Origin of the sequence: Paraburkholderia sp. HC6.4b (assembly GCF_014200875.1) — a bacterium.
GTDB classification, from domain to species: Bacteria; Pseudomonadota; Gammaproteobacteria; order Burkholderiales; family Burkholderiaceae; genus Paraburkholderia; species Paraburkholderia tuberum.
In genome coordinates, this window is the sequence record NZ_JACHDC010000012.1 from 143,802 (window position 1) to 156,291 (window position 12,490).

A 12,490-nucleotide genomic window follows, 5' to 3' on the forward strand; every position below is an offset into this window, starting at 1 on the left:
GACGGACTATCTGCAGCGGCGTTTGAGTTGCACGCCGCTCGACTGGATCAATGAACACTGCAACGGATGCGCGAGTTCGGCCGCGAAGCCGCCCGCCACGAACACCGCGATGGCAAACAGGCGTTTCATGCGTCCTCCAGCACGGAAAGACTCGCGCCATCGGCCACGCCGGCTTCGAGCGCGTAAGGATCGACCCCGTCGAGGCAGCCGATATTGACGCGCCATTGCTGCGGATCCTTGCGCGTCTGATGAAAAGGATAGATGCCGCAATGCTTGCAGAAGTAGTGTTTCGCGACCTTCGTGTTGAACTGGTATAGCGTCAGCGAATCCTCGCCACTCAGAATCTTCAACTGACTGGCGGGAAAGAGCGGCGTCATCAGCGCGCCCTTGCGGCGGCACAGGCTGCAGTTGCAACGACCAGCCGGAACGATTTCGGTGCGAACTTCGAACTTGACGGCCCCGCAGTGGCAGGACCCTTGCAGCAACCCGGCGTTCATGATGCTCTCCGTGATTTGACGATGCCTGCTTTATAGCCCGGTTCATCAGTCGAATTATGTCGTAATGTATCCGGCGGCCGAGACGATACATTACATTGCAATACGCCGCGGCGATTAGCGCAAGGCGAAACAGCGAAGATATACACGCGAGTTAGCATTTAAGCGGCACGCGCAAACGGATAACGCAGATTGCATGATTGCCACCGCATTATCGCGCTCAACCGTGCAAAGATACTCCGCCTATCCATGATTATGTGAGCGGCTTATGTAAGCGGCGCGACGGGGCGCGCCGGCCGGGCTCCCTACACGCTGTTTTTGACCTCGGCGTGACCAACCGGCTTTTCTATATTCCGCTTGAATGGCCGGCATTGCCAGACACAATCGCGCGTGACCAGCAAGCGGGCGATGACGGCCACGAGCCGGTTGCTCGCAAGCTCTGTGAATCAAGTTGAATACGCTTGACTTTTAGTCACCGGCCACTTCCAATACCAATGGTGCAGTGCGATGTTTCGCCTTTGAAACACGCCTCACCTCATTCGGTAGTTCACAGCATTGGCCAGCAGTTCATTCGTCCGCCGTGCATGCGGCGTCAGCTCGCGAAATGGAGCACTCCTCACTACCGGAGTCGTCTTGGCTGCAACAAAAAACCAACCCACCCACCGCGAACCCGCCCTTATCGATCTCGCATTGCAAGGCGGCGGATCGCACGGTGCTTTTACATGGGGCGTCCTCGACCGTTTGCTCGAAGAGTCGTGGCTGCGGATCGAAGGAATATCGGGTACGTCGGCTGGCGCGATGAACGCCGCGGTGCTGGTGAGCGGCTATCAGGCAGACGGCGCGGCCGGCGCGCGCGCCGCGCTCGAAGCCTTCTGGCGGCGAGTATTCGAAGCATCGGTGTACAGCCCGTTTCGCCGTACCCCGTTCGACGTGTTGATGGGCCGCTGGACGCTCGACTACTCGCCGCTCTTCATCGCGATGGACCTCGCGGCGCGCGTGTTTTCTCCCTACGACCTGAACCCGCGCGGCGTACATCCGCTGGCGAAGATTCTGCAGGACTCGATCGATTTCGCGCATCTGCGCGACGCGCCGATCAAGCTGTTCATCACCGCGACGCGCGTGCGCACGGGCCAGGCGCGTGTGTTTCGCAATGGCGACCTGACGCCTGACGTGCTGCTCGCCTCCGGCTGCCTGCCCACGCTGTTTCAGGCCGTGCAGATCGACGGTGAAGACTACTGGGACGGCGGCTATGCCGGTAATCCGACCATGACGCCGCTGGTACGCGAATGCACGTCGAGCGACACGCTGCTGATCCAGGTCAATCCCGTCGTGCGGGACGAAACCCCGCGCACCGCGCGCGACATCATCAGTCGCCTGAACGAAGTTGCCTTCAACGCGCCGCTGCTAAAAGAGCTGCGCATGATCGCGCTGCTGCGCCGCGCGGCGGACCCCGGCAGCGACGAAGGCCGCCATTGGGCGGCGATGCGCATCCATCGGATCGCGAGCGAGCTGATGACCGAACTCGGCTACTCGTCGAAGCTGAACGCCGAGTGGAGCTTTCTGACGATGCTGCGCGACGAAGGCCGGCGTGCCGCCGAAGCGTTCCTCGCCGAGCACGGCGATTCGATCGGCGTGCGCTCCTCGCTGGATCTCGACGCGTTGCTCGACGGAGTCTGACCATGGAAGTCATCACCCTGTCACCGCTCGCGATCGGTCTAGGGCTTTTCGGCATGCTCGCGAGTCTCGCGCTGCTGATCGGCTTCGCGTACCGCGGCTGGACCGTGCTGCTGCTCGCGCCGTTCGCCGCGATGCTGGCCGCCGCGATTTCGGGCGAACCGATTCTCGCGCATTGGACCCAGACCTTCATGCTCAGCGCCGCGCGCTTTCTCGCGCAGTTCTTTCCGTTGTTCCTGCTCGGCGCGCTGTTCGGCAAGCTGATGGAAGACAGCGGCTCCGTGAAGGCGATCGCCAGTTACATGACGGAGAAGCTTGGCGCGCATCGGGCGATTCTCGCGGTCGTGATCGGTGGCGCACTCGTCACCTATGGCGGCGTCAGCCTCTTCGTGGCGTTCTTCGTGCTCGCGCCGATGGCCACCGCCCTCTTCCAGGCCGCCAATATTCCGCGCCGTCTGATGCCGGCCGCGATCGCGCTCGGCACGTCGACGTTCACGATGTCCGCGCTGCCCGGCACACCGGCTATCCAGAACGCGATCCCGATGCCGTTCTTTGGTACGACGCCGTTTGCGGCGCCTGGGCTTGGCATCATCGCGAGTATCGTGATGGTGGTGTTCGGGCTCTGGTGGTTGTCCTTGCAGCAATCGCGCGCGAAGGCGGCCAATGAAGGATTCGACGGACTCGAGGCGGCGGTGAAATCCACCGGGGCGCCGGCCAGCGACAACCTCGTGCGCGAGCGCGCAAGCGTATCGCAGAGTTTCGATCCGGAGGAAGCGAAGCGCGGGCATGTCAGCGAGAGTCTGCCCTCGTTCGGCGTCGCGCTCACGCCGCTCGTGCTCGTCGTGCTGACGAACTTCGTGATGAACGTGATCGTGCTGCCGCGCATCGACGCCGACTATCTGGCCGAGGTCCGTTGGGGCGAGACGTCGCTTGCGGCGGTCGGCGGTGTGTGGGGCGTGTGCGTGGCGCTCACCGTCGCGATCGTCGTGCTCGTGCTGCTCAATCGGCATCGCCTGCCAGCGCTGCGCGAGACGATCGATGCGGGCGCGAATGCATCGGTGCTGCCGGTGCTCAGCGTCGGCAGTCTGGTCGGCTATGGCGCGGTGATCGCCGCGCTGCCAGCGTTCGCGCTCGTGCGCGAATGGGTGCTGGGTATCGGCGGTGGTCCGCTCGTATCGCTCGCGGTCGCCACCAATCTGCTCGCGGCGCTGACCGGCTCGGCCTCGGGCGGTCTCACCATTGCGCTCGACGCGCTCGGCAGCACCTATCTGCAACTGGCTGCGCAATACGGCATCGACCCGGCGCTGCTGCATCGGGTCGCCGTGATTTCCTCAGGCACACTCGACAGCCTGCCGCATAACGGCGCGGTCGTGACGCTGCTTGCCGTGTGTGGGTCGAACCACCGCGAAAGCTATCGCGACATCGTGATCGTCGGGATTCTCGGCGCGTTACTCGCGCTGGTGGTGGTGATCGTGCTGGGCTCGCTGTTCGGGTCGTTCTGAGCGTTCTGAGCGTCTGAAGTAGCAAGGGCTGCTTTGCAGCCGATTTCCGGCTCACTTCACGCCGCCGCGCGCGCCGCATTCATCCGGCCGAACACGAACTGCCCCAGATACCAGACCAGCTCGGTATTCGCGAAAATCGCATCTTCGGTGACCGTCGACGGTTCGAGCTTCATCCGACGCAGCATCAGCTTGCCTTCGCGCGACGTCGTCCACGCATGCATCAGTTCCTTGCGCGTCTTCGCATCGGCGGCGTTGAAATGGTCGCGGCCCTTGCGCGAATCCTCGTTCATGCGCGCGCGCACTTCTTCTTCGCGCGTCGCGATGCTGTGCGCCACGGTCTTTCTCGTTTCGGTCTTGACCGCCTGTTCCTGCGTTTCGTCGGCGAGCAGTTTGGCCTGTACGTCGACCATCGTGCGCTCGGCGTCGGAGATCTTCCAGTTGTCGCGTAGCGCGCGCATCAGGTAGCCCGCGGGGCTCTTCTTGACCTGGCCGCGCTTGACCCTGAAGCGCGTGTATTCGACGGCCTGCTGGATACGTTCGTCGGTCCAGAGTTCGCGGTTCTCCGAAATCTCGCTGAACTGTTTGGTCGAGAGCCCGAATTCGTCGGTGAGAATCTTGTACAGATGGCTCGCGTCGGCGAGGCTCGCGAGTACCGCGTCGGCTGTGTCCTTGCGCTTGAGCAGGAAGCGGATGCGGTCGATTTTCTTCGACGTCGTGGATGCAGTCCGCGTCTCATAGGACATCTCGACGTCCGACACTTCGTTGATCTCGCGCACCGCCGGCTCGAGCCAATCGCGCTTGAAGTATTTGAAGATGGCGGCATTCGCGCCCATTTTGCCGGGCCAGTTGCGCATTTCCTCGAGCTGGATCCAGTCGGTGCGTCCCGCGGGCACGTTGGGCAAAACTTTGTCGTAGATCGCGCGCGCGAGACTGCGCGTGAACGCGGTGGAAATGCGCAAGCTCAGCCAATGCGATTTCTGCGGATCGCGGATATGCGGCACGAGCCGCGGATGGACGTCGAAACGCATACGTCCGCGATGAAAACCGACCATGCCGATCAACTGAACCTGCACCCACAGATCGTTTTCGTTGGGATCGCGGTCCGCGGGCGTATTCGTCACGCGAACTTTCGCGTTCTGAGCTTCGTCGGCGATCGTGCGCAAGTGCTTCAGGTTGCGGCTGTCGTAACGCATCAGCCACTTGAAGTAGTTGAGTTCGACGTCGTACTGATCGCGCTGCTCGGGCTCCTGCGCGACGATGAAGTACGCGGCATCGAGAAAGCGCCGCGCCGGCAGCCCCATATTGACGATTTCGGTGAAGAAATCGTTGCGCTGATAACCGATCTCGCGATTGGCCTCGTTGATGCGCAATCCCTGATCGAACATGTCTTCGAACAGCGCGAGCGCCATCTGGCGTGACGTCGCTTTCGACCTGCCCTCTTCCGGATTGTCCGCGGCCATGTTCTTCATCCACTTTTTCGCTCCCGGGACTGTAAGCATGCGGTGGTGAGCTGTCAACACACAGAACCTCACCATCAAACGACCGCGACGGAGGCCGTTTCGGCGTCCCTTCCGCGTTTCGGCACACAGAACCTCACCATGTTCACAAGGAACCTCACCTTGCGGGCGGGCGTTCGCGATGCAAAGCCTTATGCGACGGCCCTTTCAACCTCGTTCCCAGTAGCTGCACAACCCACCTCACCTTCGCGATTTGACGCAGCGGCAAACACATCGAACCGCACCTTGGTGGGGAATCGGTCTCACCTTGCTGCACAACCAACCGCACCTCTGAGCACAGCGAACCTCACCTTCGACACAACGCACCTCACCTTTTGGAACTTAAGTGCTTGAACGGATTGAATAGTGTTTGGTTGCGTTGGTTTGTGAGTTTGTTCTCGGTTTTAAAAAAACCTACCACGCCGGCACACACACATAAATGCGGCTGAAGATTGCGCGATGCAGCATGGTGAGGTTGATTGTGCGAAACGTTGAGCGGGTTTGGAAGAGCTTTGCCAAGGTGAGGTTGGTTGTGCTGCTACGGTGATTGGCAACCCTTGGCCATGAGCTGAACCTCTGGCTGACGGCCTGGCGCCGGTGTATCGCCGCTTCTGTGGGTGAGGTTGATTGTGCATTTGCGTTCTAAGTGCGGGGAGCTCTCGCAGGGAGGTGGCGAAAATCTAACAATGGTGAGGTCGGTTGTGCCAAAGATCGCCGGACCGGTCTTTCAGGAAATGAGAAAGTGCACAAATGACCTCACCAAGTGCCTAAGTCTCGAGCAGGAGTGCCGACTCCGCTACCCAGATTGCGAAGAAAGGTGAGGTCATTTGTGCCTTCGAGGACGCAGTGTTTCGAGGCTCGTTTGGTTTCCACGGCGATTCCGCCACCGAAAACCGTCTGGAAATACAGAAATTTGCAGAAAATCCGCATAAAAACAGTAATTTAAAAAGCTATTTTCAAGTATTTCCTGTATTCTGAGGTTTCTAGAATTTTATGGAAAAACCTCAGAATGGTCAGAACGAGCCAACTTCCTGCCGTAGACCGAACCGTTCACTTTGAGCAGATCAGTGAGTTCGCAGAAAAAGTCACCATTTTCACTAATGAGCTGCGTGACACGATTCTGGCTCCGCGTCCTCGAAAAACGGCTCCCGTTTTCAAGACCGGCGAGATTGCCGAGATGTGCAACGTCTCACACTCGCAGGTTCAGTATCTCGCGACAAAAGGCGACGGAGAACTGCCTTCGGGCACGGCGGCAGGCACGGGCCGTACCCGGACCTTCACGCTGGAAGAGGCGCGGATCTGGGTACAAAAGATTTCCGACATCTACCAGACTCCGCTGGTCACGCGCCTGAAGGAGCCAGACGGGAAGATCATTATCACCGCGCAGCTCAAAGGTGGCTCCGCCAAGACGACGACGACGATGTGCCTCGCCCAGGGGCTGTCGCTGCGGGGACGCAAAGTGTTGGTGGTTGATCTCGACCCGCAGGCGTCGCTTTCGGAGCTGTGTGGACTGTACGCGGAAAAAGACGTGACGCCTGAAGACACAGTATTGCCGTACGTCTACGACCAGGACAGCGAAGGTGGCCTCGAGGGGCGGGTCCAGTCGACGTACTGGGATGGCATCGACGTGATTCCTGCGCACACGGAACTGATTGGAGCAGAGTTCCATCTGCCGGCGATGCAAAAGATGCGACCGGGTTTTCGCTTCTGGACCGTGCTTCGTCAAGGGCTCGAGCCGCTGCGCAAGAAGTACGACTACATTCTCATGGATACGTCGCCGTCGCTGTCGTACCTCAATCTGAACGCGCTGATGGCCGCGGATGCCATGGTGATGCCGATGGTGCCGGAAAACCTGGACTTCATCAGCTCGCTGTCGTTCTGGCGACTTTTCTCGGACGTGTCCAAAAGCTTTATCAAATTCGAGACGGACAAGAAGTACGACTTCGTGTCGCTGGTGTTGTCGCGGGTCGATTATGGGCGGAACTCGTCGGCGCCGATCGTGCGCGCGTGGGCGCAAAGCGCGTACGAAAACTGGCTGCATTCGATCGAGGTACCGGCGAGCTCGGTGATGAGCACCGGGGCGTTGGCGTTCTCGACCGTCTTCGACATCAGCAGCAATCACAGCGCGGCCAAGTCGTTGCAACGCGTGCGGCAACCTCTCGTCGACTACTGTCGCTGGATCGACGAGATCTATTCGGAAAAATGGAGGAACGCGCAATGAGCAATATGCGAGAACAGTTGCTGGCCAAGACCTCGGGCATTCGCAAAACTTCGTCGATCAACGAGGACGAGGTGAAGCGCAGCAACCGCACGCAAACGGCGCCCGGCCTTGCCGGCGCGCTGGCCGTTGCGCAACTTCGCGTGCAGGAACTGGAATCGACTGGCGTCGCATCGCAACTGGCGGTTGCAGGCATCTTGCCGAACCCTTGGCAGCCGCGTCGCGTGTTCAACGAAGCAAAGTTAGCCGAGCTCGCGGAGTCGATCCGCGAAGTTGGACTGATGCAGCCGATCGTGGTCCGTCGTGTCGCGGACGACTATCAGATCGTCGCCGGCGAACGACGCTGGCGTGCGCACAAAATGTTGGGGCTGGACACGATCAAGGCCGTGGTCGCGGATTGCTCCGACTCGGATATGGCCGTGCTCGCAATGGTCGAAAACATTAGCCGCGACGACCTTGCTGACTATGAAATCGGCGTGGCGATTCGTCGATCGGAAACAGAGTTCCCGAATCGCAAGCGACTGGCGGAAGCGATGGGATTGTCGCGGGCAGGTCTGTATCAGTTCTTGTCGTTCGACAATCTGCCGGACTTCATCAAGAAAGATCTCGATATTCAACCGCGACTATTGGGCGGGACTGCGGCGCAAGCAATTGCAGCGGCTATCAAAAAGCATGGCGAGGATGGCGTTAAAGCCGCTCGCGAAATTTGGCCTCTGTTGGTGAGAGGCGAAATGGATCAGGGCAAGGTCGCGGCGGCAATCACCGCCCTGGCGACCCGGCAGACGACGTCGGGTGGTACCAGCGGACGCAGCATCGAGAAATTTTTCGCGGGACGAGAGCACGCTGGGAGCATCACCAAGGATGTGAGTAACTTCACGATCAAGATCAAGACCGGAGTGATCACCGAGGCGCAAGAAGTTCAGATACGACAGTTGATCGGACAGATGTTCCAATCGCAGCCGAAGACGAGCTAATCGGTGGTTTGGTTGTAGTGTTAAAAGGCCCGCTTAGTGCGGGCTTTTTTTTGGGTCAATCAAATCGGTCCACCTCGAAGAGTGTCTAGAGTCTAGACACTCACCCCGCAGCCCTACCTTTGCGCCATCCGGTGTCTAGACTCTAGACACTCTTGACGACGCACCCCCGATGCCGATGAAAGCGTGCCGCGTCCGCGCTGAACGCACATCGTTCGTGCCTTGCACGACCCGTGGAGCGATTCACGCAGTATTGCGTTCGCAGCGATCTCGCAGGCACCTGCGGCGGGGCAGCCGCTCGCCATGAGCGAGACAGCCAATGACTGGGGATTTCTGATGCATCCATTGAGCCGGGTTCGGCTGCTTCGTTGACGGTCACATTACCCGGAGCACATACAAAATCGCACAGGCGACATATGACGGACGGGATGAAGGGCCAGCCCTCTGTCCTATAAACGTAAACTCTATTCCGGCAGACCATCCACGGTCATTCTCAACCCAACGCCGCATCAGCGCGTTTCCCCGAGACGACTCGACTCCGCTATCGTCGGTCCCAATCTTCTCAATGAGAAAGGCCGCGGCCCTTAGTGCGCGACGTGCATTGCACATGGTTGTCCATGAACAGCTGTGTTCATGATGGCGCTGTCGGCCGCAGCAAACCTCGGCGAAGATCGTCGACGTCCCGCAAGAATGCTTCACTCTCCCGGTGTACCTCAGGCAATGAACGCGCGCAGCGTTGAGGCCACCGCTTATCGACCGCAAAGTCGGCAGTCGTTCTGCCGGAAAAGCTGTTCCGTACGATTAGCAATGAAAGCGGCACGAACAAACGCGCAAAGGAAGGGCTGTGAATGTTGCTTGCCTCAGCGAACAGACGACATGCGTCAAGATCCGGCGGGAGCCAGTTATTACTGGAACGTCGCGTTAAGGGACGCCGAATCATGTATCGCGCGTTCTCTCAAACGGTGCAGTCGCCGTTCCGCAAACGGTGTTCGATCGACGACCAGAAAGTCAATCGCGAACGCCTGCCGGCCGCGATGAATTGGTCGTAATCGCGTTAAACCAACATCCCACCGTCGTCAAGAGAGGACACTCTAAAGGTAGTTGATGTCGGTCGTCACGCCTACCGATCTACCCACCCGCCGGGGAGACACCCAGATAGAAGTATTCGAAGGGATGCATCGCAACCGCGCCGATCATTTTGGGGCAAGCACCGGAGTAATGAGTGACTCGACCGCAACGAATGATCTCCGTCCGATCGTATGTCACGCCACCCGGATGGGCCTGCGTCAGACCACTCGTTCAGCGCGAAATCAACATCGCTGCTCTCAGATCATCCGCAAGAAATCCGTCGGACGATGGACGGCAGGATAGGTGAGGGCAAGCGCGCAAATCTCGCGAACGTAACGAGTCTCTCCCGGCCCGCCCTGTGATATTGATTAGCAAGACGATCGCGCATCCGCAATGCGAGCGACTGTCAGTCGCCACGCGTGTGGCCAACTTGAACTTCAACAGATGCAGCAGTCGCGCATCGGCAACCTAACAATATACGGGGACCGAACATACGGTCAACTTTTGCGAACTAAATATCGAAAAACGAGTGACTCTTAGCCAATACGAGCGAGAATTTTCGATTCTTCCGCCAATCTCGCCAACCGACACGGCGTGAAACATAGCGAAACGTCTTCTATGCGTGTCAACCTATTGTTTTAAAAGACTTTTTTCGCCAATGCACGCCATTGTTTCACGCCAATCAGTCAAATTGGTGCACGATACCCCATCACTCCCACCAAACGGCGACAACACGCCAGAATGAACACAGTGCCCCGCCAATCCGTAACATTCAATACGTAATTTGTAGCGAAAGAATTTCGAGCGTTCCGCTGACCTGACTGCTCATTCGAACCAATCTTCCGCGCCTGCCTCGATCACACTGGCTTGATTCGGAACGCTGTACCAGTGAGTCGAACAGAGCCCAGCAACAGCAAGCTCGTCAAGTCCGAGCCCAAGTCCGAGCCGCCGCAAAAGACAGCTGGCCCCGCCGCCATCACTTCGCTATCCGAGCCTCCCCGCAAACCTCCCCGCGCTGATCGATCTGCGCAATATCCTCATGCAAGATCCGCCGAATCTCGAGGATCGCCCGCGGCGTCTCCTGCACACTGTGTCCAGCAACAATCACCTTCTCCGACAGCGCGCCCACGAGATGCGCGCTGCGATAAGGGACCACGCCATCGTCGGAATCTTCGAGCGGCCCGTTTTCGCGCAGCTGTTCGATGCTGCTAGGCACATGGAAGGTCCGTCCCTGCGGTTCGATGTTCGTCGCCGTCTGCATCACTTCCTCGATCTCGTTCAGCAGGGCAAGCGGCAGACGCACGAGGTTGGCCGCCCAGCGCGACAGCCGGTTGCTCGCGAACGGCGTGCCTCGATGGGGGGCCGCGATAAATATGGCGCGCTCGATTTGCGGCATCGGCGTGAAGTTCAGTAGCCGATCGGGCCGCTCGTCCTCGCGATCGATATCGGTGCCCTCGGGCACGTACTTGTCCTCGAACGTCGCCCAAAGCGCGTCGCCGGAAGTCGACACGAGCAGCCGCGCCAGAACGTCGCCCATGCTATGACCAATCAACACCATGCCATGCGACGCCGGCACCGTACCGTCTCGATCGAAGTGCGCGAGCGTCTGTTGCGTGGCGCGGCGGATGCGCGCGAGGTTGACCAGAATCGGCACGTTGGTCGGGTAGTAGACCTGCCACACCTGGAAATGCTGGCGAAGCACTTCATCGCCCTGAATATCGTTGGCGACGTTGACCCATGCTTCGGGGCTGCTCGCGAGGCCGTGCAGCATCAGAATGATCCGTCGATTGGGATCGAACGGTTGCATCATGTAGATGCGGGGCGTATCGATACCGTGTGCGCGTCCAAACAGCGTGCGCAACGATTGCCCGGCGAAGCCCGAGCGCGCGAGCCAGATGCCGTAGCCCGCGCTGAAGTTGGCCGAAAGTGGCACAGTCTGGCCGTGTCGCTCGACACTGTCTTCGCGATACGGATCATAGACGAACAGCACGACCTCATGCGAGGCAAGCACCTGTTCGAGCATGCCCTGGCTGAACAGGATCGACGCGGTCACGTTCGGCGACGGCATCTCGCGGAAAAAGCGCGACGCCGGCCTTGGCCGTCCCGCGGCTTCTGACGACACGCCGGAGTTGAACGGTGCGCTCGCGCGACCATCGACGCGGTGGACACACGCGTGTCGGCGCTGGCATTGCCACCCGCATCGACATCATCTTCAGGCGGCGGCACGTTCATCACAGCAACGAGTTCCGCCCCCAAACCATCGGGTCGATAAATGCTACGTATCCCCGCGAACGACAGCCGCGACGCCGGGATGACTTCGCGCGGTTCGCGCACGCCTTCGGGTAGCCGGGTTCGGCTCAGGTCGGGATGAATGGACCAGCCTGCCATGTACTGCGTACCCGGCACGCCGTTGCCGGCATCGGTAGCGAGCGCGCCACGCAGAAGCAGCGCGTGGGCAAGTTCCTGCACCGCGTAGTTGTAGTAGTCACGGACCTGGGTCTGACGATCTTCGAATGCACGTTCGCCAGCAGTGCGTTCACCGAGGAACAGAAATGCATACGCGAATCGCGCGGCCCTGAGCCACAGATCGAATTGCGTCGCTCCAATCGCTGGCGTTGGCCGGCGTGTTGGTGATGGCCATCTGCAACGACAGTTCAGCGAGGCTCGACAATCGCCGGTCGGTATTGATTCCGCCGACGGTCAAGATCGTATTGATGCAAGCGAGCGGCTCACGTTGGCAGGTGTTCCCATCGAGTGCCGCGATGTGCAGCGTGCTCGCGTCGCGGCGCTCAGACGGCCGGTCGATAGAATGTCGCCGCGGCGCATCGCGATGTACTGCTCCGGGCCTTGCGAGCTGACGGTGACCATCGCGCAACCGCACAGAAGACTGCCAGTGAGCAGCGCGAGTGCCGCGCACCGCGATGTCCACGATGCGAGCGAGCGCGTCATGATGCGTCGAACCGGTTCGTGCGAGAGGGCAGCCGCGCTACGCCGATGCAAGCGATGAACGCTGGCGGCGGCCCGCGACGTCGCAATTGCCAACTTTCTTTTCACGCAGAGTTGCGTC

General features: G+C 59.9%; 9 protein-coding genes. 4 read left to right on the top strand and 5 right to left on the bottom strand.

Annotated features, from left to right (window positions below):
• Positions 1-6: 6 nt before the first annotated feature.
• Both HDG34_RS39275 and HDG34_RS19505 read right to left on the bottom strand, forming a co-directional pair.
• Complete coding sequence (locus HDG34_RS39275) at positions 7-129, bottom strand: hypothetical protein (protein WP_260321235.1); 123 nt, start codon at positions 127-129, stop codon at positions 7-9.
• On the bottom strand, positions 126-497 hold the full coding sequence (locus tag HDG34_RS19505) for a GFA family protein (RefSeq protein WP_090810665.1): 372 nt from the start codon (positions 495-497) through the stop codon (positions 126-128). The genes HDG34_RS39275 and HDG34_RS19505 overlap by 4 nt, the downstream gene beginning before the upstream one ends.
• A 630-nt stretch (positions 498-1,127) precedes the next feature.
• Between HDG34_RS19505 and HDG34_RS19510 the strand changes: the two genes are divergently transcribed.
• Both HDG34_RS19510 and HDG34_RS19515 read left to right on the top strand, forming a co-directional pair.
• The gene (locus tag HDG34_RS19510) at positions 1,128-2,171 is read left to right on the top strand and encodes a patatin-like phospholipase family protein (protein ID WP_184061761.1); all 1,044 of its coding nucleotides are present in this window, start codon (positions 1,128-1,130) and stop codon (positions 2,169-2,171) included.
• Between the two features lie 2 nt (positions 2,172-2,173).
• Positions 2,174-3,670 (top strand): GntP family permease, encoded by a 1,497-nt coding sequence (locus HDG34_RS19515; protein WP_090810670.1) that lies wholly within the window; start codon positions 2,174-2,176, stop codon positions 3,668-3,670.
• Positions 3,671-3,726: 56 nt separating this feature from the next.
• Here the strand turns inward: HDG34_RS19515 and HDG34_RS19520 are convergent, their stop codons facing one another.
• On the bottom strand, positions 3,727-5,130 hold the full coding sequence (locus tag HDG34_RS19520; protein WP_167368809.1) for a replication initiation protein: 1,404 nt from the start codon (positions 5,128-5,130) through the stop codon (positions 3,727-3,729).
• 1,045 nt (positions 5,131-6,175) lie between these two features.
• On the opposite strand from HDG34_RS19520, the gene HDG34_RS19525 reads away from it, so the two are divergent.
• Both HDG34_RS19525 and HDG34_RS19530 read left to right on the top strand, forming a co-directional pair.
• The gene (locus HDG34_RS19525) at positions 6,176-7,387 is read left to right on the top strand and encodes a ParA family protein (RefSeq protein ID WP_184061762.1); all 1,212 of its coding nucleotides are present in this window, start codon (positions 6,176-6,178) and stop codon (positions 7,385-7,387) included.
• The gene (locus HDG34_RS19530; RefSeq protein WP_184061763.1) at positions 7,384-8,358 is read left to right on the top strand and encodes a ParB/RepB/Spo0J family partition protein; all 975 of its coding nucleotides are present in this window, start codon (positions 7,384-7,386) and stop codon (positions 8,356-8,358) included. Before HDG34_RS19525 ends, HDG34_RS19530 begins: the two co-directional genes overlap by 4 nt.
• A 2,041-nt stretch (positions 8,359-10,399) precedes the next feature.
• Here the strand turns inward: HDG34_RS19530 and HDG34_RS38650 are convergent.
• Both HDG34_RS38650 and HDG34_RS38655 read right to left on the bottom strand, forming a co-directional pair.
• Positions 10,400-11,545 (bottom strand): triacylglycerol lipase, encoded by a 1,146-nt coding sequence (locus HDG34_RS38650; RefSeq protein WP_221309190.1) that lies wholly within the window; start codon positions 11,543-11,545, stop codon positions 10,400-10,402.
• Positions 11,546-11,959: 414 nt separating this feature from the next.
• Positions 11,960-12,352, bottom strand: a complete 393-nt coding sequence (locus HDG34_RS38655) for a hypothetical protein (protein WP_221309191.1) — start codon at positions 12,350-12,352, stop codon at positions 11,960-11,962.
• Between the last annotated feature and the right edge of the window lie 138 nt (positions 12,353-12,490).